The 20,405-nt window shown below is 43.0% G+C and carries 19 protein-coding genes; 15 read left to right on the forward strand and 4 right to left on the reverse strand.

The features are described from left to right. Positions 1 to 6: 6 nt before the first annotated feature. Positions 7 to 501: a DUF5721 family protein gene (locus ACYQ5K_RS13700; RefSeq protein ID WP_195231181.1), complete on the reverse strand. Its 495-nt coding sequence runs from the start codon at positions 499 to 501 to the stop codon at positions 7 to 9. 104 nt (positions 502 to 605) lie between these two features. Here ACYQ5K_RS13700 and ACYQ5K_RS13705 point away from each other — a divergent pair, with 104 nt between their 5' ends. The 13 genes from ACYQ5K_RS13705 to ACYQ5K_RS13765 all read left to right on the forward strand — a co-directional run bounded on the left by ACYQ5K_RS13705 (position 606) and on the right by ACYQ5K_RS13765 (position 14,280). Next, positions 606 to 1,316, forward strand: coding sequence for a TraX family protein (locus ACYQ5K_RS13705; protein WP_195231183.1), 711 nt, complete (start codon positions 606 to 608; stop codon positions 1,314 to 1,316). Between the two features lie 100 nt (positions 1,317 to 1,416). Further along, positions 1,417 to 2,199, forward strand: coding sequence for a GDSL-type esterase/lipase family protein (locus ACYQ5K_RS13710; protein ID WP_195231185.1), 783 nt, complete (start codon positions 1,417 to 1,419; stop codon positions 2,197 to 2,199). After that, positions 2,196 to 2,690 (forward strand): DUF4358 domain-containing protein, encoded by a 495-nt coding sequence (locus ACYQ5K_RS13715; RefSeq protein ID WP_117556791.1) that lies wholly within the window; start codon positions 2,196 to 2,198, stop codon positions 2,688 to 2,690. The genes ACYQ5K_RS13710 and ACYQ5K_RS13715 overlap by 4 nt, the downstream gene beginning before the upstream one ends. 21 nt (positions 2,691 to 2,711) lie before the next feature. Next, a complete protein-coding gene (locus ACYQ5K_RS13720) occupies positions 2,712 to 4,109 on the forward strand; it encodes an MBOAT family O-acyltransferase (RefSeq protein WP_173688026.1) in 1,398 nt (465 codons plus the stop codon). Between the two features lie 9 nt (positions 4,110 to 4,118). Further along, positions 4,119 to 5,318: a DHHW family protein gene (locus ACYQ5K_RS13725; RefSeq protein ID WP_195231187.1), complete on the forward strand. Its 1,200-nt coding sequence runs from the start codon at positions 4,119 to 4,121 to the stop codon at positions 5,316 to 5,318. A 12-nt stretch (positions 5,319 to 5,330) separates the two neighbouring features. Continuing rightward, positions 5,331 to 6,107 (forward strand): pseudouridine synthase, encoded by a 777-nt coding sequence (locus tag ACYQ5K_RS13730; RefSeq protein ID WP_173688028.1) that lies wholly within the window; start codon positions 5,331 to 5,333, stop codon positions 6,105 to 6,107. Between the two features lie 16 nt (positions 6,108 to 6,123). After that, on the forward strand, positions 6,124 to 8,085 hold the full coding sequence (ligA, locus tag ACYQ5K_RS13735) for an NAD-dependent DNA ligase LigA (RefSeq protein WP_173688029.1): 1,962 nt from the start codon (positions 6,124 to 6,126) through the stop codon (positions 8,083 to 8,085). Between the two features lie 51 nt (positions 8,086 to 8,136). After that, the gene (gene clpX / locus ACYQ5K_RS13740; RefSeq protein WP_055158510.1) at positions 8,137 to 9,570 is read left to right on the forward strand and encodes an ATP-dependent Clp protease ATP-binding subunit ClpX; all 1,434 of its coding nucleotides are present in this window, start codon (positions 8,137 to 8,139) and stop codon (positions 9,568 to 9,570) included. Between the two features lie 173 nt (positions 9,571 to 9,743). After that, positions 9,744 to 11,000, forward strand: coding sequence for a cation:proton antiporter (locus ACYQ5K_RS13745; protein ID WP_173688030.1), 1,257 nt, complete (start codon positions 9,744 to 9,746; stop codon positions 10,998 to 11,000). A 102-nt stretch (positions 11,001 to 11,102) separates the two neighbouring features. Continuing rightward, positions 11,103 to 12,791, forward strand: a complete 1,689-nt coding sequence (locus ACYQ5K_RS13750; RefSeq protein WP_173688031.1) for a S8 family peptidase — start codon at positions 11,103 to 11,105, stop codon at positions 12,789 to 12,791. Between the two features lie 32 nt (positions 12,792 to 12,823). After that, entirely contained in the window at positions 12,824 to 13,111 is a 288-nt protein-coding gene (locus tag ACYQ5K_RS13755) for a hypothetical protein (protein ID WP_173688032.1), read from the forward strand. 2 nt (positions 13,112 to 13,113) lie between these two features. Next, positions 13,114 to 13,581, forward strand: a complete 468-nt coding sequence (locus tag ACYQ5K_RS13760) for a signal peptidase II (RefSeq protein ID WP_173688033.1) — start codon at positions 13,114 to 13,116, stop codon at positions 13,579 to 13,581. A 204-nt stretch (positions 13,582 to 13,785) separates the two neighbouring features. Beyond that, positions 13,786 to 14,280 carry a DUF2798 domain-containing protein gene (locus tag ACYQ5K_RS13765; RefSeq protein WP_173688034.1) on the forward strand — a complete coding sequence of 165 codons (495 nt, stop codon included), beginning with the start codon at positions 13,786 to 13,788 and terminating at the stop codon, positions 14,278 to 14,280. Between the two features lie 258 nt (positions 14,281 to 14,538). Here the strand turns inward: ACYQ5K_RS13765 and ACYQ5K_RS13770 are convergent, their stop codons facing one another. Next, positions 14,539 to 15,903 carry an MATE family efflux transporter gene (locus ACYQ5K_RS13770; protein ID WP_178024629.1) on the reverse strand — a complete coding sequence of 455 codons (1,365 nt, stop codon included), beginning with the start codon at positions 15,901 to 15,903 and terminating at the stop codon, positions 14,539 to 14,541. A 2-nt stretch (positions 15,904 to 15,905) separates the two neighbouring features. Then, positions 15,906 to 16,349, reverse strand: coding sequence for a MarR family winged helix-turn-helix transcriptional regulator (locus tag ACYQ5K_RS13775; protein ID WP_459777794.1), 444 nt, complete (start codon positions 16,347 to 16,349; stop codon positions 15,906 to 15,908). A gap of 237 nt (positions 16,350 to 16,586) precedes the next feature. Between ACYQ5K_RS13775 and ACYQ5K_RS13780 the strand changes: the two genes are divergently transcribed. Next, positions 16,587 to 18,137 (forward strand): L-glutamate gamma-semialdehyde dehydrogenase, encoded by a 1,551-nt coding sequence (locus ACYQ5K_RS13780; protein WP_195231196.1) that lies wholly within the window; start codon positions 16,587 to 16,589, stop codon positions 18,135 to 18,137. Positions 18,138 to 18,343: 206 nt separating this feature from the next. Here the strand turns inward: ACYQ5K_RS13780 and ACYQ5K_RS13785 are convergent, their stop codons facing one another. Continuing rightward, positions 18,344 to 19,207 (reverse strand): YitT family protein, encoded by an 864-nt coding sequence (locus ACYQ5K_RS13785; RefSeq protein WP_173688038.1) that lies wholly within the window; start codon positions 19,205 to 19,207, stop codon positions 18,344 to 18,346. A 242-nt stretch (positions 19,208 to 19,449) separates the two neighbouring features. Here ACYQ5K_RS13785 and ACYQ5K_RS13790 point away from each other — a divergent pair, with 242 nt between their 5' ends. Continuing rightward, positions 19,450 to 20,385, forward strand: coding sequence for a D-2-hydroxyacid dehydrogenase (locus ACYQ5K_RS13790; protein WP_178024633.1), 936 nt, complete (start codon positions 19,450 to 19,452; stop codon positions 20,383 to 20,385). Positions 20,386 to 20,405 lie beyond the last annotated feature (20 nt).

A 20,405-nucleotide genomic window follows, 5' to 3' on the forward strand; every position in this document is an offset into this window, starting at 1 on the left:
GGACTCTTACTCAACCTCAAACGGAATCTCATACTTCGCAAAAATCCGCTGCGCCATCTTATCCCATGCCTGCTCCAGTGATTTGTCCAGCGTGAACAGGTTCATAGACGTTCCGGTCGTACAACTAAGCGTTGTCCCGTCATACTTAAAATTCAGGTACAGTCCCTGAACATCTGCCGGAGCAAACGAAAGCTTTTCCTGCTCGAGAAGCCGTGCAATATTCGGCGCAGACATAGAAAGAACAAAATGAAATCCCAGAGGAGTACGCTTTCCTTTGATCAGAGAAAGACAGAACTCGCGAAGTTCTTTCCAGAGAGCATATTCCCGGTCATTCAGAGCTTCTCTTTCTTCAGCACTGAAGAAATCTTTTTTCAGTCGTCCGTTAAATTGAAAGGTATTAAAAGTTGTGATATCTCCTTCAATAAATAAAAAGGAATCAAATGCAGGATGCAGTAAAAGTGCATTCATGCATTTTTTTGTATCCAGAGAAAAAATAAGCATAGACTTCCTCCTGTCATCAGTGTAATAGTATCAGTATAGCATAAATCTTGAGATATGCATAAGAATTTGATACAATACGGGAAAGAAAAAGGATGGATAACAAGATGAAAATAGAATTAAACCGGGATCAGATCAAATACATTGCAGTGTTTACCATGCTGCTCAATCATGTTGCAAATATATTTCTGCAACCAGGAACCTTTGCCTGCGAAGCGTTAAAGGATATCGGTTATTTTACGGCACCGGTCATGTGCTGGTTTCTGGTTGAAGGATACCGTTATACAAGGTCAGTAAAAAAATATGCAGGAAGACTGCTGATCTTTGCTGTCATTTCGCAGCTTCCGTATTATCTGGCATTTGCGCGGAATCATCTGGCACCGTGGTATACTTTAAATATGATGTTTACACTTTGTCTGTGTCTGTGTCTGCTGATAGCAGAGGAAAAAATATTAGATCCGGGAAAGAAAAGTCTGGTTGTACTGGGAATTATAGCAGTAAGCAGTATCTGTGACTGGGCAATTCTGGCTCCCTTGTATACGCTTTGGTTTTACCGGGCAGGAGAGGATCCGGAGCGCCGGAAAAAGGCATTTTTTATTGCGGCACTTGTTCTGGGGATTACGGTGACAGCAGAACTTCCGGGAGCTGTGGGAATTGCAGCGGGAGCAGGGGCAATGATCGCAGTACTGGCAGCGGGAGTCTGTGTTTTGGTATTTTATAACGGAAAAAAATCACAGAAACATTTTCTTGTGAAAAAGTATTTTTTTTACGTGTTTTACCCTGCACATTTGGTGATTTTGGCATTATTAAAGATTTGACTTTTATAATAGAAGAAAGTAAAATGAATAAGTTAGAGTATTTATCACATGATTCAATGAAAATGAAACTCATATTTTAATAAAAGATAGGATGCATAGCATGAAGAAAAGAACGATGGAGAAAGAACATCAGGCAGAAGAAAGAAGAAAAAAAGTTCTGATGGAAATTGCAGGAGCGGTTGTTGTACTGACTGTAATCGTAAGTATTGGTCTTTCGCATCTTGGAACAGATAAGGTGAATACATCAGCAGGAGTAAAAGCAATCAAGAAGCTGGAAAAAGCAGATGTATCTGAGGTGGAGACCAAAATTTCAAATATTGAAAAAGAAGAAAAACAGGCGACAGAGGACTGGCAGAACCGTCCGTTGTCCGAAAAATTTGCGCATGCGGTGATTCTCGGAGATTCGATCACAACCGGTTTTACCGTATATGATGTGCTTGATACTTCTAAGGTTGTAGCGGAAAAAGGAATGCACCTTGAACAGACCGGTGATCTGATCAAGACAGCTGCAGAGTTAAAGCCTGAAGTCCTTTTTCTGGCACTTGGACTGAATGATATTTCCGGAACAGATGGAGATACAGATGCATTTATTGAAAAATACAAAGCGGTACTTGCAAATGTGCGTGAGCAGATGCCGGATGCAGTGCTCTACATCAACTGTGTTCTTCCTGTTTCCGCCCAAAAAGAAGAAGAAGAGCCGGTTTATGCCAAGATTCCGGATTATAATACCGCACTCAAAGCATTGTGCGATGAAGAAGGAATTACATTTATCGATAATACAGAGATCGTAAAAGATGAGTATTACGAGCAGGATGGCGAGCATATGAAGTCGGAGTATTATCCAATCTGGGCAGAACATATGGCGGAGGTGGCCGGAATATGACAAAGAAAAAAGGGGAATTTACAGTTCTGCGTAATATCAGAGCTGGGATGGTAATTATTTTGCTTATCTATATCGGTCTGATCTTTCAGTCTAAGGGAGACAGCGATACACCGTTTGCAGATGTACAGAAAGCGGTTGTGGATGCGGCAGATGATAAGAACATGACACTTGCCGGAACCCAGGAGATCAAGAGATTCTATGGGATCAATCCGAAGGATTATGAAGATATAACACTGTATTATACGAATGAAACAATGGGAGTCAACGAGCTCCTTCTGGTGAAAACAAAGGACGAGAATGAGGCGGAGGCAGTTGAGGAAGCCGCAGAACAGCGAAAAAAGACACAGCTCGATAATTTTGAAGGATATGGGGCCGAGCAGGTAAAGCTTCTGGATGCTTCGATCATTAAGACGAAAGGTACATACGTGCTTTTTGTTATTTCACCAAAAGCTGAAACTGTAGAAAAGGCGTTTACAAAGAGCCTGAAGTAGATAAAAGGAAACGAAAAAGTTATGTTATTTAGTAGTCTGGTATTTTTGTTTACATTTTTGCCAATTACACTGTTGGTATATTATTTGGTGCCGCGTAAGGTAAAAAATGTGGTACTTTTGATCGCTTCCCTCATATTTTATGCGTGGGGAGAGCCGGTCTATATCTTCCTGATGCTGATTTCCATTCTGTTCAATTATTTTTGCGGAATGGACATTGCATTAAAAGCAGGAAGAAAATCGCAGGTTCACAGTCTGATCTTTACGATCGTTGTAAACCTGTTTATTCTTGGATTTTTCAAATATTACGGATTTATCGTAACGAATTTAAACGCGATCCTTCCGTTTTATATTCCCTATAGAAAACTGGAGCTCCCAATAGGAATTTCCTTCTATACTTTCCAGACATTGTCTTACATCATTGATGTATATAGAGGAAATGTAGACGTACAGGTAAATCTGATTGATTTCGGAACCTATGTTACAATGTTCCCACAGCTGATCGCAGGTCCGATCGTACAGTATGCAGATGTGGAGCGACAGCTGCGTGAAAGAAAGGAATCACTGACGAAGTTTGGATACGGTGCATGGTTCTTTGTGATGGGACTGGCAAAGAAGGTGCTTTTGGCGAATACGATTGGTTCGATTTATGAAAATATCGCGGCGATGGATGGAATGTCAGTAGTGACTGCATGGCTTGGATGTCTTGCATACACTTTCCAGATTTATTTCGATTTCAGCGGTTATTCGGACATGGCAGTCGGACTTGGAAAGATGTTCGGGTTTGAGTTTATGCAGAACTTCAATTATCCGTATATTTCCAAAAGTGTTACCGAGTTCTGGAGAAGATGGCATATTTCGCTGGGATCATGGTTCCGCGAGTATGTATATATTCCACTTGGAGGAAACCGGGTAACGGTTCCGCGGCATTTACTGAATCTTCTGATCGTATGGTTCCTGACCGGTCTCTGGCATGGGGCAAGCTGGAACTTTGTAGCATGGGGGCTCTTCTATGGAGTGATCCTCATTACTGAAAAATATTTTACAGGAAAAATACTTGCAAAGCTGCCGGGGGCAGTCCAGACGATTTACACAATGATTCTGGTCATGCTTGGCTGGGTACTGTTCTTCAGCCCGACACTTGGAAGCGCACTTACCTGGATCGGCAATATGTTCGGCCAGGGTGCAACCGGATTTATGGACAGTCAGGCATTGTACCTGATCATGCGAAACTGGCTCTTCTGGGTGGCAGGGATCATAGGAAGTACACCGTTTATGCATCTGCTCGGAAAGCGGCTGGTATTTGACGAGGAAAGACCGCATACGGTTCTGGCAGGCTGCCTGATGACAGGACTGTTTGTACTGTGTGTGGCATATCTGGTGACAGAAAGTTACAATCCATTTTTATATTTTAGATTTTAAGGAAAGACAATGGTAGAAAGAAAGAATAATAAACAAAAAAACAGAACAAAGTATTTTCTGCCAGGAGGGAAAAAACAGATCCAGGCGGTATGTGCGTTTTTATTTCTGGGAGCCCTTATTCTCAGCTGCGGGGTAAACCTTATGCACAAAGACAGGCAGATGTCAGAAAAAGAAATGCGTATGCTGGCGCAGAAACCGGAAATTTCTCTTTCCGGAATTGCTTCCGGAAGGTTTATGGAGCAGTACGAGGAGTATGTATCGGATCAGTTTGCAGGAAGAGATACCTGGGTAAGACTCAAGACATTTGCGGACAGTGTGGCGGGGAGGACAGAAGAAGGTGGTGTTTTCAAAGGAAAGGACCATTATCTGATGGAAGATGTTGCTGTGGCAGATGAAAATGATCTGAAAGAGAATCTGGATGCAATGAAGAATTTTAAAGAGCGTTATCCGGATATCAAGATGCATATGATGCTGATCCCGAATGCGGCAAATGTCATGGAGGACAAGCTTCCGGCATTTGCGGTGACTGCTAATCAGAGCAGACAGATCAGCCGTGTAAAGGCAGAACTTGGAGATTCTTATGACTGGATCGATGCAGAAAAAGTACTGGATGCTCACAAGGATGAAGCAATTTATTATCACACAGATCATCACTGGACTTCTCTTGGTGCATGGTATGCATTCCAGGGAGCAAAGACGCAGCTTGGACTGGATAAGAGTGAAGAAATTAAGATGAAAGCCTATGCGGTATCGGATTCTTTTAACGGAACGTTATCCGCAAAGAGTGGATATGAGACAGATTATAAGGAACCGATCTATATTTATCTGCCAAAGAGTGCAGATGCACCACAGGTTGCAGTCAATTATGTGGAAGAACAGAAAAAGAGTGCTTCTATGTATGATTCATCCAAACTGGATGAGAGAGATCAATATTCCGTATTCTTCGGTGGAAATCATGCAATGATCGATATTCAGTCAACACAGACAGAAAAACGCAGACTTCTGGTGTTCAAAGATTCATATGCAAACTGTTTTCTTCCGCTTCTGGCTCCGTATTACCGGGAGATCGTTGTGATCGACCCTCGTTATTATACCGGTAAATTAAGTTCTGTGATGTCAGATAAACAGTTTGATGATGTTCTGTTTCTGTACAATGCCAATACATTCTTTGAAGACCGGATGCTGGCGGGGGTACTGGATGAGAATTAACAGGAGAAAAACATGGCAAATAAAATAGAAAAGCAGTTTCTGGACACGGAAAATAAAGGACCGGTCCGGCTGAACAAATATTTAAGTGAAGCTGGTGTATGTTCCAGAAGAGAAGCGGACAAACTGATAGCAGCCGGACAGGTGACAGTTGACGGTGTGCGTGCAGAAACCGGAATGAAGGTTGAGCCGTGGCAGGTTGTGCGGATTGGGAAAAAGCAGGTATCCAGACAGGAAGAGATGATCGTGCTTGCGGTCAATAAGCCACGTGGAATCGTCTGTACTGAGGAAAGACGGGAGAGAGACAGTATTGTACGTTTTCTTAACTATCCGGTACGGATTACTTATGTAGGACGTCTGGATAAGGATTCGGAAGGGCTGCTTCTGATGACGAACAATGGTGACATTATCAACCGGATGATGCGTGCGGCAAATAAACATGAAAAAGAATATAAAGTTACAGTCAATAAGCCGGTGACAGATGAATTTCTCAAGGAGATGGCGGGTGGTGTCCCGATCCTGGATACTGTCACAAGACCATGCCAGGTAGAAAAGCTTGGAAAATATAAATTTAAGATCATTCTGACACAGGGACTCAACCGGCAGATCCGCCGGATGTGTGAGGCACTTGGCTACGAGGTAAAGGAGCTTCGGAGAGTGCGGATCATGAATATCGAACTTGGTAATTTAAAGCCGGGAGAATACCGGAAGGTTACGGATCAGGAACTGAATGAACTCTATGAGCTGATCAGGGATTCAAAGTCAGAGCCGACACCGTGGAACAATAATTAAAAGTGTGGATTTGGATATGGATAAGATGAAAAGGATGCAGGAGCTGGTAGAGCTTCTGAATAAAGCCGGAAAAGCTTATTATCAGGATGCGCAGGAAATTATGAGCAATTATGAGTATGATGCGCTGTATGATGAACTGAAAGGTCTGGAAGAAGAGCTGGGAACCGTTATGGCTTCCAGTCCGACGGTGAATGTAGGATATGAAGTATTAAGTGAGCTTCCGAAAGAACGTCATGAGTCACCGATGCTTTCTCTTGACAAGACAAAAGAAGTGGCAAGGCTGAAGGAATTTGTTGGAGACCAGACGGCTGTGATCTCATGGAAGATGGATGGTCTGACGATCGTTCTGACCTATCGTGACGGCGAACTTTTTAAGGCAGTTACAAGAGGAAATGGGGAAGTCGGTGAGGTCATTACCAACAATGCGAAAGTATTTAAAAATGTGCCGCTTCATATTCCGTATAAAGGGGAACTGATCCTGCGAGGGGAAGCGGTGATCGGTTACAAAGATTTTGAGCGGATCAATGAAGAAATTGATGACGTGGATGCAAAATATAAAAATCCACGGAATCTGTGCAGTGGTTCTGTCCGCCAGCTGAACAACAAGATCACGGCACAGAGAAACGTAAAATTCTATGCATTTACCCTGGTACGTGCAGAAAATGTGGATTTCCACAATTCCAGAAAAGAACAGCTTGACTGGCTGGAACAGCAGGGATTTGATGTGGTGGAGCATTATCTGGTGACAAGAGAAGAACTGGATGAGAAGGTTGCATTTTTTGCAGAAAAGATCGTAGAAAATGATTTTCCGTCAGATGGTCTGGTTCTTGTATATGACGACATTGCGTATGGGCAGTCGCTTGGGAGAACGGCAAAATTTCCACGTGATTCTTTTGCTTTCAAATGGGCAGATGAGATCCGCGAGACGCACCTTCTGGAGATTGAATGGAGTCCATCAAGAACAGGGCTTATTAATCCGGTAGCGATCTTTGAACCGGTAGAGCTGGAAGGAACAACGGTAAGCCGTGCAAGTGTACACAATTTAAGTATTATGGAGGAGCTGCATCTGGGAATCGGGGATACGATCGAAGTTTATAAGGCGAATATGATCATTCCACAGATCGCGAAGAATCTGACCGGCAGTGACAATATTGAGATCCCGAAAGTCTGTCCGGTTTGTGGTGGAGCTACGGAGATCCGTCAGATGAATGATGCAAAGTCGTTGTATTGCACAAATCCGATGTGTCAGGCAAAAAGAATCAAATCCTTTGCCTTGTTTGTCAGCAGGGATGCACTTAATATTGACGGGCTTTCTGAGGCGACACTGGAGAAATTTATTGCGAGAGGATTCATTCACAAATACAGAGATATCTTTCATCTGGATGTCTATCAGGAAGAAATTCAGACGATGGAAGGTTTTGGAGAAAAATCTTATGCGAACCTGATCGCAAGCGTGGATAAGGCGAGAAGCACAACACTTGCTAAAGTGGTATATGGACTTGGGATTGCAGGGATCGGTCTCGCAAATGCAAAACTGATCTGCCGCCATTTTAAAAATGATGTGGAAAAAATGACAGGAGCATCTGAAGAAGAACTGAGTGATATCCAGGGGGTAGGTCCGGTGCTTGCGGCGGCATTTGTAAAATATTTTGTATCAGAGAAAAGAAAAAAGGAATTTAAGCTCCTTCTCGGAGAACTGGAGATCCAGCAGGAAGAGATGGCAGAAGAACAGAAATTTGCAGGTATGAGTTTCGTTGTCACTGGCAGCGTGAATCATTTTGCAAACCGGAATGAGGTAAAAGAACTGGTTGAGAAGATGGGTGGAAAAGTGACCGGATCTGTAACGAAGAAGACAAATTATCTGATCAACAATGATGTAGAGTCTGCTTCTTCCAAGAACAGAAAGGCGAAAGAACTTGGAGTGCCGATCATTTCAGAGGAAGAGTTTATAGAACTTGCAGGGGTGGAAATCGAATAAGAAGGACAGAGGAATCTGCCTGAATACGACCGAAAAAAGGAGGACCAGCCAATGGCAGAAAATGACCAGAAGGACAAGACAGTTGAGAAAGTAACCGGTGAGGTAGAAAATACAGACAAAAAAGAAAATAACGAAGACCGCTATGAAAAGGTCTGTTTCATCTGTCACAGACCGGAGAGTGTGACCGGAAAGATGATCGATCTTCCGAACAATATCTGCGTGTGTCCGGACTGTATGCAAAAAAGCTTTGATGCAATGAACAATATGAATTTTGGCGGGATGGATTACAGCCAGTTTATGAACATGGGACCGATGATGGGATTTGGAGACATGGATGCACAGATCCCGAAGAGCCAGCGTGTGAAAAAGAAAAAGCCGGAAGAAGAAAAAGAACCGATCCTGAATATCAAGGATATTCCTGCTCCGCATAAGATCAAAGCGAAACTGGATGAATATGTAGTAGGACAGGAATACGCCAAGAAGGTAATGTCGGTTGCTGTATACAATCATTATAAAAGAGTGGCAACGGATACAATGGATGAGATTGAAATCGAGAAATCCAATATGCTGATGATCGGACCTACCGGATCTGGAAAGACATATCTGGTAAAGACACTGGCAAAACTTCTGGATGTGCCGCTTGCAATTACAGATGCGACCTCGCTTACCGAGGCCGGCTACATAGGGGATGATATTGAAAGTGTAGTATCGAAGCTTCTTGCAGCTGCGGATAACGACGTAGATAAGGCGGAACAGGGAATTATCTTTATCGATGAGATCGACAAGATTGCGAAGAAGAAGAATACCAGCCAGAGAGATGTCAGCGGAGAATCTGTACAGCAGGGAATGTTAAAGCTGTTAGAAGGCAGCGAAGTGGAAGTGCCGGTGGGAGCCAACAGTAAGAATGCGATGGTTCCGCTCACTACAGTCAATACAAAGAATATCCTTTTTATCTGTGGTGGTGCGTTCCCGGATCTTGAGCAGATCATCAAGGAAAGACTGATGAAGAATTCTTCTATCGGATTTGGAGCAGATCTGAAAGACAAATATGATCATGATAAGAAAATACTGGAGAAGGTGACGACAGAAGATCTGCGTAACTTCGGAATGATTCCGGAATTTCTGGGACGTCTGCCGATCGTATTTACCCTTCAGGGACTGGATGAAGAGATGATGGTTCAGATATTAAAAGAGCCGAAAAATGCGATTCTCAAGCAGTATCAGAAGCTTCTGGCGCTGGATGAGGTCAATCTGAAATTCGATGATGGTGCACTTCATGCGATCGCAAGAAAGGCAATGAAGAAGGATACAGGAGCCCGTGCACTGCGCGCGATTATTGAAGAATTCATGCTGGATATCATGTATGAGATTCCGAAGGATGACAGCATCGGGGAAGTGACGATCACGGAGGCATATATCGAAGGAACCGGAGGACCGCTGATCGAGTTGAGAAGCCAGTCCGTACCAAGGCTTGAGCATCACTAAGTATAACAATGACCTTCATATATCAAAAAAACATGACGGTCATACAAAAATAGAATGGAAAATATCCGTAAATTTAAAATTTACGGGTATTTTTTTGTTGAAAAATTGTATTAAAAGGTGTACATTAGACAATGTGTCTAAAAAATACAAGATATAAACAGGAGTGAGAGAGAATGGAGACTTATAAGTATTTACTGGATCTTGCAATTATTTTACTTTGTACCAAAGCACTTGGGCTTGCGACCAGAAAGGTACAGATGCCACAGGTTGTAGGAGCACTTCTTGCAGGAGTTCTTCTCGGACCGGCGATGCTTGGGGTCCTGACAGAGACAAGCTTTATACATAACGTTGCAGAGATCGGTGTTATCGTGCTGATGTTCTGTGCAGGTCTGGAAACTGATATACAGGAATTGAAGGCAAGCGGAAAAGCATCCTTCGTTATTGCACTGATAGGTGTTATCGTTCCACTGATCGGCGGTTATGCGACTGCAATGTTCTTTAACCGTCCGGATGTGATCGCATCCGATGCATCCTGCAGCGTATTTCTGCAGAATATCTTTATCGGTGTTATCCTGACAGCAACTTCCGTAAGTATTACGGTAGAGACATTAAAAGAACTTGGTAAATTAAAAACCAAATCCGGAAATGCGATTCTTGGAGCTGCGATCATTGATGACGTGCTTGGTATCATTGCACTGACACTGGTAACAAGTATGGCAGATGAATCGGTAAAGATTTCAGTTGTATTACTGAAGATTGTTGCATTCTTCGCATTTGCAGGTGTGATTGGATTTATCTTTTACAAGGTATTTAAAAAGTGGACAGATCAGGCGGAAAAGGGACTCAGACGTCATGCGATCATGGCATTTGTATTCTGTCTGCTGATGGCTTATGTGGCAGAGAAATTCTTCGGTGTTGCAGATATCACCGGTGCATTTATCGCCGGGCTGATCATTTCCAATACAAGTAAATCTGATTTCGTGCTGAAGAAATTTGATACCATGTCTTATATGCTGCTTTCACCGGTATTTTTCGCAAGTATCGGACTGAAGGTAGAACTTCCGAAGATGAGTACTGCAATTGTAGGCTTTGCAGTGATTCTTACCATTGTTGCGATCCTGACAAAGATCGTTGGCTGCGCCCTTGGTGCGAAGATGTGTGGATATAAGAATTATCAGTGTGCACGAATCGGTGTCGGAATGATCTCCCGTGGTGAGGTTGCGCTGATCGTTGCCAGCAAGGGAGAAGCACTCGGTATGATGGGCGGCAATTTCCTCGGACCGGTTATCATCGTGGTAGTGATAACAACGATCATCACACCAATTCTGCTGAAGATCGTATTCAAGAGCGGTCCGAATGTAAGTACCCTGGAAAAAGGAAAAGAAGTGACTTCCTTCTACGAGGATATTGAAAAGAAGCGTACCGAATAAAGAATGGGTATGGAGTGCAAAATGCGTAACCGTCCAGTATCGTAGTATAAGAAAGAAAAATCCCTCATATATTTTCCAAAAGAAAGTATATGAGGGATTTTTATGCCACAGGAAGAATGTAAAGAAAAGATCCTGTCGGAAGAATACAGGGATTTTATGATGAGGGATACCGGTGCTCTCGGGGAAAACTTTCCTTTGGAAAACGGATGCCGGATACCGTTGAAATACGGTTTTGAGCTTCTTTATATTGACCAGAGTGAAGACAGAAAAAAGTCACTTGCCGATTATCCTTATACAATGGTTCCGAAGTGTTATACAACACTGGATATGGCAGCGATCCAGCAGGCGGGAATTGCTGCGGTTCAGAATCTGCCTGGTCTGGAACTGAGCGGTGAAGGAGTTCTGGTTGGGATCATTGATACTGGGATCAACTATCTGGATCCCATTTTCCGGAATCTGGATGGTTCGACCAGGATCCGGCGAATCTGGGATCAGGAAGAACAAAGTGGAACAGCGCCCCGGGAAATCGGATATGGGAGTGAATATACGAAGGAACAAATCAATCAGGCGATCCTGAGTGAGAATCCAAAGGAAACCGTTCCGTCATTTGATACGGACGGACATGGCACTTTTGTTGCAAGTGTGGCATGCGGAGGGGCAAGTCCGGAGAATTTGTTTATCGGGGCAGCGCCGGAGGCGGAGATGGTGATCGTGAAGCTGAAACAGGCAAAAGAATACTTACGGGAGTACTATTTTGTAGACTGGGATGCCGGATGCTATCAGGAAAATGATCTGGTAGCGGCGGTTTTTTATCTGCAGAAGGTACAAGAAGAGCTGAAAAGACCATTGGTGATCTGTCTGGCAGTTGGAACAAGCTTTGGAGGACATGGAGGATATTCAATTCTGTCAGAGTATCTGCAAAATGTGGCGGCGAGCGAAGGAATCGGGATTGTGACCGGAAGTGGCAACGAGGCAGATAAAAGGCATCATTATCTGGGAATTCTGGAACAGGAAAATAATCTGCCGGTCGAGATCAACGTAGGGAATAATACCAGAGGTTTTGTGATGGAACTATGGACAGAACTTCCGAATCTTCTGGCACTTTCTATCGCATCTCCAACAGGACAGACAGTAGGACCGGTCCCGCTCAGACGGGGAATAGGAGAGTATGTGTTTGTATTCGAGCAGACCAGGGTGATATTAAATTACCGGGTTCTGGTAGAGACGACCGGGGCGCAGCTGGTATTTTTTCAGTTTGACAGACCGGGAAGCGGAATTTGGAAGATTATACCGGAAACACTGGAACTGGGGAATGGAATCTTTCATATCTGGCTTCCAATGGAAGAGTTTCTGACGGGAAATGTCTATTTTATCCGTGCAAATCCGGAATATACGGTGATGGAACCAGGGGATACCGGGGCGGTGGTCTGTGCAGCGTATTATAATGGAAAGGAAAATAGCATTGCAGTCAGTTCGGGAAGAGGTTATACTAGAGATAACAGAATCAAACCGGATTTTGCTGCGCCGGGGATCAATGTGACAGGGATCAATTTAAGGGGGCAGTTTATTGCAAGATCTGGTTCCAGTATAGCAGTTGGGATCACTTCCGGAGCACTGGCACTTTTTATGGAGTGGCTGGATAGGCAGGGAGTGGATCTGGATGCATCACAGATGAAGAATCTGCTGATACTGGGAGCTTCACGGAAGACAGACATGAGTTATCCGAACCAGGAATGGGGATATGGAGCATTGAACCTTTACCGTACTTTTGAGCAGATCAGGCGGTTCTGAAAAATACGCAGATGCGAAAGGGGAAAAAGTAAATGAGTGATTTTTTTGATATAATAGGAAAGCGGATTTCAGATACCGTGGATGACCTTGGAAAGAAGGCAGGAGATACGATCGATATCCAGAAAAAGAAAAATGAGATCTATGGTCTGAAGCGAGACAGCGAGCGGGATATGACAGAGATCGGACGATTGGTATATGAGCGTTTCAAACAGGGAGAAGTGGTAGATACCGATTTTATCGCGTTCTGCGAAGCAATCGAAAAGCGTGAAGAACAGACAGAGATATGCGAGCAGGAAATCGCGCGCATCAAAGGAGAATAATTATGGAAATCCTGAGCATTTTAACCGGAGCTTTTGTTGCCGGGGCCGATCTTGGAATTAAAAAATATACTGAAGAAAATGTAAGAGACGGGGAAGAACGCCGGATTTGGAAGGGAAAAGGAATCTACCGCAAAGTCCACAACAAAGGTCTGATGATGAATCGTCTGGATTCCAGACCAAAGGTGGTAAAAGGCATGTCGGCGGCAGCACTTGGAATCCTGTTTTTCTGGGATCAGCTTCTTTGGAAAGAACCGGGACGCAAACTGACAAAGTTTGGAACATCGCTGATGCTGGGCGGAGCAGTTGGTAATACTTATGACCGTTTCAAAAGAGGTTATGTGGTCGATTATCTGTCTCTGAAAACAAAGAACAGGAAACTCTCAGATATCACTTTTAATCTCTCGGATCTGGCTCTTTTTGCAGGAGCGATCCTGACGGTATGGAGTTCTTTATTTGGAAAAAAGAGATAAAAATAATTCAATGTATTTGAAAAAATACTTGATTATTTTTTAAGATTTGAGGTATTATAAGTCTTGCTGATGTGGCATCGTCTGGCATATGCCATGCAGAAAAAAAGAATAGAATCTTGGTTATATTGGAAACGATACATTCCTCCGGAATGATGAACGAACAACACATTTTCTGTTACGCTTATTATGAAGGAGGATATTTTTATGCCAAAAAACAAATTTCAAGACGTTATTTTCACAATTATCATGGTGTTCGCGATGGTTTATACCATGATCTGTTATAACATTGCTCTCAACGTAGGAGGAATGAACAACCAGGTATTTTTAAATGCATTCCACGAGCTGGTCATCATGGGACCAATTGCATTCATCCTTGATTTCTTCCTGATTGGACCATTTGCAAAGAAAAAAGCATTTTCCATTGTCAATCTGGAAAGAGATAATGCCTTTCACCTGGTGATCGCTATTTCCGTAGTATCCATCATCGGAATGTGCCCGCTTATGAGCCTCGCAGCAACCCTGCTCTTCAAGAATGCCGGAACCCAGTTCGTAGCCGTCTGGCTCCAGACCACTGCAATCAACTTCCCGATGGCATTCTTCTGGCAGCTCTGCTTCGCCGGTCCATTAGTAAGAAAGATTTTTGGTCTATTATTCCCGGAAAAAGAAACATCCAAAATCGCCGATGGACAGGAAGCCTAATTGAGGTAAAGCGTAAATCCATTTGAAAATATAAAACAATGATTTACGACTTCGGTTCAATACCCAGTCAAAGAAGTAAAACTTAGTCAACAACGTAAATAAAAAATAATCCCTGGTAGATGCGTCTTTGCACGATGGAAACGAGACTTAATCAATTGTGGAAGCCATTGCTGACACAATTGATGCTTTCAAAGGCTCGTTGGAATGGTTCGTGCAACTTAGCAGCTACCAGGGATTATTTTTTATGCCCTCTTGCGACTACCCCTCAAGTTCTTTCAACACCTTCCTGAACTGAAACGTAAACAAAACCGTCGTGAAGGATACCGCCAGGAAGTCTGCAATCGGTTCAGCCATATAGACTGCACTGGTCTTGTTCCCGGTCAGAATATGCGGCAGCAGATAGATCAGTGGCAGCAACAGGATAAATTTACGTGTAACAGCGACAGCAATCGAAGCCTTTGCCTTTCCGAATGATGTAAATGCCATCTGGCATGCGATCTGGATTCCGAAAAGCAGCAGGCAGGCACAGTAAATCCGGAGCGCTGATTTAGTAAAACCAAGCAGTGCAGAATCTGAAGTAAACATTTTTGCAAACACCTGCGGGAAGAGCATAATAAATGTCCACAGAAGTGTGGAATAACAGAGGCTTGCTGTTAAAAGAAGTCTGAAAGCTTTTTTAACACGATCTCCGTTTTTTGCACCGTAATTATAGCTCAGGACTGGTTGCGCACCCTGTCCCAGCCCCTGCAGCGGCAGCATTGCGAACTGCATGACACTGGTAAGAATCGTCATGGCACCAACTGCGATATCTCCTCCGTATTTCAGCAGAGAAGAGTTGAAGCATACGGAGATGATACTCTCACTTGCCTGCATGATAAATGTGGCAATCCCGAGAGCGACACAAGGAAGAATAATCTCCGGTTTCAGGATGAGATTCTTTTTCCGGATGTGCAGGATCGTCTTTTTGCCGCACAGGAAAGAAAGAACCCAGATGCAGGAAACTGCCTGTGACAGAATTGTGGCAAGAGCAGCACCTCTGACTCCCAGATGGAATGCAAAGATAAACAGCGGATCCAGCACAATGTTCATCACTGCTCCGATCAGAACAGAGAGCATACCTGTTTTGGCAAAGCCCTGTGTGGTGATAAACATATTCATGCCAAGGGTAAGCTGGACGAAAATAGTGCCGACAGCGTAAATATTCATATAATTTACAGCGTATTCGATCGTATTTTCACTGGCACCGAAGGCAAGAAGGAAAGTACGGTTACCAAATAGCAGGATGACTGTCAGGATTATAGAAATCAGAATCTGCAGGAAAAAACAGTTGCCCAGAATATGTTCAGCAGTATTAAGATCATTTTTTCCCATTGAAATCGAAGCACGCGGCGCACCACCGCCTCCAACCAGTGCTGCAAAAGCGGAAATGATCATAATCAGTGGCATACATACGCCAACTCCGGTAAGGGCAAGTGCACCATCACCAGGAATGTGTCCGATGTAAATACGGTCAATAATGTTGTACAGCATATTGATGAGCTGTGCGGTGATCGTCGGAATCGCAAGCCGGAACATCAGCTTTCCGACGGGTTCAGTACCCAGAAAATCTTTGTCTTTGTTCATGTCTAATAATCTCCTTTGTGATAAATAGTTGCTACGTTGGATGCCAGACGTTCATTCAGCGAGGCGAACATCTGGAATTCTTCTAACGAAAATCCGTCAAACAGATTGTGGTAAAAAGCAGACTGGAATGTGTCGATTGCTTCGGTAACATTTTCACATGATGGCAGCAGGGAAAGATGCGTTTTCCTGCGGTCTGTCTGGTCTGCTGTTTTTGAAAGGAACCCCTTCTGACACAAAAGATCAACTGCCTGGGATACATTCCCTTTTGAAAGCATCCGGAGCTCGGCGATATCACCTGCGGTATCTTTTGTTGGGTTATTATGTAAGAAAGCAATGATCTTAGCCTCGATCAGCGAGAGATCATACTGGCGGCATAATTCTTTCAACATCTGTTCATGCATTTTCCCAATTCGCTGCATTAATTCAAGCAGATATGTAATGTTCATCTATACACCTCCGTTTTTTTAATAAAAAAGTTCTAAAAAGAACCATTTAGATAATATCTTATATCCATTGAGATAAAATGTCAATAGAACGAAAACATGAAAATTGTTTGTTAAAATATAAACGGTATAATTGTATACGAAAATACATTTTTTTACTTTAACATATTGACGTGAGGAAAATTTGCTGTTACAATAATAAACAATTTATAGACCATAGTTCAAGGAGGACATAAGTACATGCTTACAGGATTTAAAAACGCAGTAGAAGTTGATTTCACATTGGAAGAAAATAAAAAGAAAATAGAAGAAGCATTCAAACAGGCTCATGCAGAAGCAGGTGCTGTTTACCCGCTGATCATCGGTGGAAAGAAAGTTGAGACAGAAAAGAAGATCGCTTCTGTATCACCGGCTACAAAGGAAGTACTCGGATATGCATGCTCATGCAGCAAAGAACAGGCTGACGAGGCAATCAAGGCATCTTACGAAGCATTCAAAAAATGGAGCCTTACATCTGTAGAAGAAAGAGTACGTGTATTAAGAAGACTTGCAGCACTTCTGATCGAGAACCGTTTTATCATGGATGCATGGAACGTCCTTGAAAGTGGAAAGAACTGGGGAGAAGCTGACGGAGAACTTTGCGAACAGCTTGACTTTATCAATTCTTATGTAATGCATATCCAGGATCTGGGAAAAGGAAAAGAACTGGTTCCGACAGATGAACTTACAAAATGCGTTTACATCCCGATCGGTGTAGGTGTGGCTGTTTCTCCATGGAACTTCCCACTCTCACTGTTTGGTGGAATGATCGTATCTGCAGTTGTTACAGGTAACACGATCTGCTGTAAACCATCTTCAGACGCTCCGATCGTTGCATACAAATTCGTAGAACTCTGCCAGAAAGCTGGTATTCCGGCTGACGTAGTAAGTTACATTCCTGGATCAGGATCAGAGATTGGTGACTTCATCGTAGAACATCCGCTTACAAGATTTGTAAACTTCACAGGATCAAAAGCAGTTGGATGCAGAATCAATGAACATGCAGCCAAGATCGCTGACGGACAGAGATGGATCAAACGTGTTGTAGCTGAGATGGGTGGAAAGAATGCAATTATCGTAGATTCAACAGCAGACATCAAGAAAGCAGCAAACGGAGTTGCAAGCTCTGCATTTACATTCCAGGGACAGAAATGCTCTGCATGCTCAAGAGCAATTGTTCTGGCAGATGTATATGATGAGTTTGTAGATGAAGTTGTAAAATGCGCAGCAGAACTGAAGGCAAACCAGGGATCAGGCGAAAGCAATGCAGCGATGGGACCGGTTATCAACCAGGGCGCTTATAACAGTATTACAAATTATATCGAGATCGGACGTAAAGAAGGAAATGTTGTATTCGGTGGTACATACAGTGACGCAGAAGGATATTATATCGATCCTACTGTAATCCGCGATATCAAGAGAGATGCAAGAATCGCCAATGAAGAAATCTTTGGACCAGTCCTTGCTGTTATCAAAGTAGATTCTTTTGATGAAGCACTTGATGTAGCAAACCAGACAGAATATGGTCTTACAGGATCTGTATACAGTGAGACACGTGAAAATATCCAGAGAGCAAAAGTAGAATTCCAGGTAGGTAACTTATACTTTAACAGAAAATCTACAGCAGCAGTTGTACTTCAGCATCCATTTGGTGGATTTAATATGTCCGGAACAGATGCGAAGACTGGTACAGCAGATTATCTGACAAACTTCATGAACCTTAAATCAATCACAGAAGATCTGAATTCATAGGAAGAGCCGGACTTAGAAAAAGGGCAGAGAATCAGAGTGTGTATAAAAGCGAAGTATTGGCCTGGCAGATTATAGAAAAACCGGTGGCTTGTGTAAAAAGACATGAGCCACCGGTTTTTATTATCAGGAATTCTATTTTTTGAAGCAAAGTGTCCAACAAGTGATACTGGTGAGTTGCTTAGCTGTCTGGAAATGCTGACTGCTATTTACTCATCTTTAAATCCTTCACCCACTACATCATTCGATTCCATGATTACAAGGAAGGATTTTGGATCAATCGTTTTGATCAGTTTGCGTATTCCGTACATCTGCTTATTGTTGCAGGCGCACATTACGATGTGCTTATCATCTTTGGAATAGCTTCCCATACCATTTAAAATTGTAGAGCCGCGTCCGAGAACCTCATCGATCTTGAAGCAGATTTCAGTGCTGTGCTCAGGATCGGTTACGATTAGGGCAAGCTTTCCTTCATCAATTCCGTACATAACTTTATCCATAACAAGAGAGAGCAGATAGCTGACGATCAGACCGTAGATCAGGCTGTCCACGTCATGGGATACAATTACGGTTCCAAGGATCACAATTACTGCATCCAGTGCAAATGCAATATTTCCAAGGGAAAGGTGTGGGTTCAGTGCTTTGATCGACATCATGATAAAGTCAGAGCCTCCGGTTGAAGAATCCCGCATATAGATCATTGCATAACCAAGTCCGGAAAGGACACCGCAGCAGATGGCAGAAAGAAGTCTGTCACCCTGATAAACCGGGAATAGCGGTGCGATCACGTCTATGATTATGGAAGTAATGATGATTGTCCGGACTGAATTCAGGAAAAATCTGCGGCCAAGAAGCCGGAAACAACAGATGGCGATCGGGATGTTAAGGATCAGGGCAACAGTACCGATTGGCAGTCCGAACAACTGGTAAAAGATCAGGGCGATTCCGTTTACCCCTGCCATCGGAAACTTTGCGGCGGCAGCAAAATTATAGACACCGACAGCGATCAGGATTCCTCCGATAATATCAGTTGCGATATCTTTTGTAAGTTCCAAAACTTTGTTCTGATTCATGATAGTATCCTCCTTGATGTTGATGAAATGTGATTTATAAAAAGCAAAGGCTTGCCAGAAAGACCAAAAAAAACATCTGCTAATTATATCTGGATATAATCGCAAATGCTCTTCATTTCTTTAGTATACGCGCCATAGGATAAGGATGTCAACGGTTGTTTGGGTTGTATCCGTAAAATAAATTTGTTATGATAATGAACAGGAAAAGTTGCAAATTACAGTGATAAAGTGAGGGACAGATTATGAAAATAGTTTTTTTGGATGTAAAAACAATTGGAGAAGATATTGATCTTTCTGGATTTGACAGGCTTGGTGAAGTCGTAAAATACGATTTTTCTACATCAGAAGAAGTACCGGAAAGAGTTCAGGATGCAGATGTGATCATTTTGAATAAAGTACAGGTCAATGAGCAGACGATTGGAAAAGCAGAGAAGTTAAAGCTGGTATGTGTGACGGCAACGGGGACCAACAATCTGGATAAAGAATATCTGGAAAAAAGAGGAGTTGCATGGAGAAATGTAGCCGGCTATTCGACAGAAACGGTGGCACAGCACACTTTTGCAATGCTTCTCTATCTGCTGGAAAAGATGCGTTATTACGATGATTATGTGAAAGAAGAGCGGTACATTAATGATACAATATTTACGCATTTTGCAGAGCATTTCACGGAGATCAGTGGCAAAACGTGGGGAATCATAGGTCTGGGAACAATTGGCCGGAGAGTTGCGGATATCGCAAAAGCATTCGGAGCACAGATTATTTATTACTCTGCATCAGGGCGTCCGGCGCAGGGAGGTTACGAACAGGTAGATCTGGATACGTTGCTTGCGAAATCTGACATCATATCCGTTCATGCACCGTTAAATGAGCATACAGAGGGCTTAATGGATAAAGCAGCTTTTTCAAAAATGAAAAAAACCTGTATTTTCCTGAATCTCGGACGTGGTCCGATCGTAGTCGAGCAGGATCTGTATGAGGCATTGGAAAATGACGAAATAGCTGCAGCCGGACTTGACGTACTTTGCCAGGAGCCGATGAGTGAGACGAATCCGCTGCGAAAAATAAAAGACAGCAAAAAACTGCTGATTACACCACATGTAGCATGGGCGAGCGTAGAAGCAAGGACAAAGCTGATGGGGATTATACTTGGACAGGTAAAAGAATATTTTCAAATTTAAGAAACCGGAGTTGTCGCATG

Source organism: Allocoprococcus similis, assembly GCF_054660775.1.

Coding starts and splice junctions, on each gene's coding strand:
- ACYQ5K_RS13700 (WP_195231181.1), bottom strand. CDS start 501: ATGCTTATTTTTTCTCTGGATACAAAAAAATGCATGAATGCACTTTTA.
- ACYQ5K_RS13705 (WP_195231183.1), top strand. CDS start 606: ATGAAAATAGAATTAAACCGGGATCAGATCAAATACATTGCAGTGTTT.
- ACYQ5K_RS13710 (WP_195231185.1), top strand. CDS start 1,417: ATGAAGAAAAGAACGATGGAGAAAGAACATCAGGCAGAAGAAAGAAGA.
- ACYQ5K_RS13715 (WP_117556791.1), top strand. CDS start 2,196: ATGACAAAGAAAAAAGGGGAATTTACAGTTCTGCGTAATATCAGAGCT.
- ACYQ5K_RS13720 (WP_173688026.1), top strand. CDS start 2,712: ATGTTATTTAGTAGTCTGGTATTTTTGTTTACATTTTTGCCAATTACA.
- ACYQ5K_RS13725 (WP_195231187.1), top strand. CDS start 4,119: ATGGTAGAAAGAAAGAATAATAAACAAAAAAACAGAACAAAGTATTTT.
- ACYQ5K_RS13730 (WP_173688028.1), top strand. CDS start 5,331: ATGGCAAATAAAATAGAAAAGCAGTTTCTGGACACGGAAAATAAAGGA.
- ligA (WP_173688029.1), top strand. CDS start 6,124: ATGGATAAGATGAAAAGGATGCAGGAGCTGGTAGAGCTTCTGAATAAA.
- clpX (WP_055158510.1), top strand. CDS start 8,137: ATGGCAGAAAATGACCAGAAGGACAAGACAGTTGAGAAAGTAACCGGT.
- ACYQ5K_RS13745 (WP_173688030.1), top strand. CDS start 9,744: ATGGAGACTTATAAGTATTTACTGGATCTTGCAATTATTTTACTTTGT.
- ACYQ5K_RS13750 (WP_173688031.1), top strand. CDS start 11,103: ATGCCACAGGAAGAATGTAAAGAAAAGATCCTGTCGGAAGAATACAGG.
- ACYQ5K_RS13755 (WP_173688032.1), top strand. CDS start 12,824: ATGAGTGATTTTTTTGATATAATAGGAAAGCGGATTTCAGATACCGTG.
- ACYQ5K_RS13760 (WP_173688033.1), top strand. CDS start 13,114: ATGGAAATCCTGAGCATTTTAACCGGAGCTTTTGTTGCCGGGGCCGAT.
- ACYQ5K_RS13765 (WP_173688034.1), top strand. CDS start 13,786: ATGCCAAAAAACAAATTTCAAGACGTTATTTTCACAATTATCATGGTG.
- ACYQ5K_RS13770 (WP_178024629.1), bottom strand. CDS start 15,903: ATGAACAAAGACAAAGATTTTCTGGGTACTGAACCCGTCGGAAAGCTG.
- ACYQ5K_RS13775 (WP_459777794.1), bottom strand. CDS start 16,349: ATGAACATTACATATCTGCTTGAATTAATGCAGCGAATTGGGAAAATG.
- ACYQ5K_RS13780 (WP_195231196.1), top strand. CDS start 16,587: ATGCTTACAGGATTTAAAAACGCAGTAGAAGTTGATTTCACATTGGAA.
- ACYQ5K_RS13785 (WP_173688038.1), bottom strand. CDS start 19,207: ATGAATCAGAACAAAGTTTTGGAACTTACAAAAGATATCGCAACTGAT.
- ACYQ5K_RS13790 (WP_178024633.1), top strand. CDS start 19,450: ATGAAAATAGTTTTTTTGGATGTAAAAACAATTGGAGAAGATATTGAT.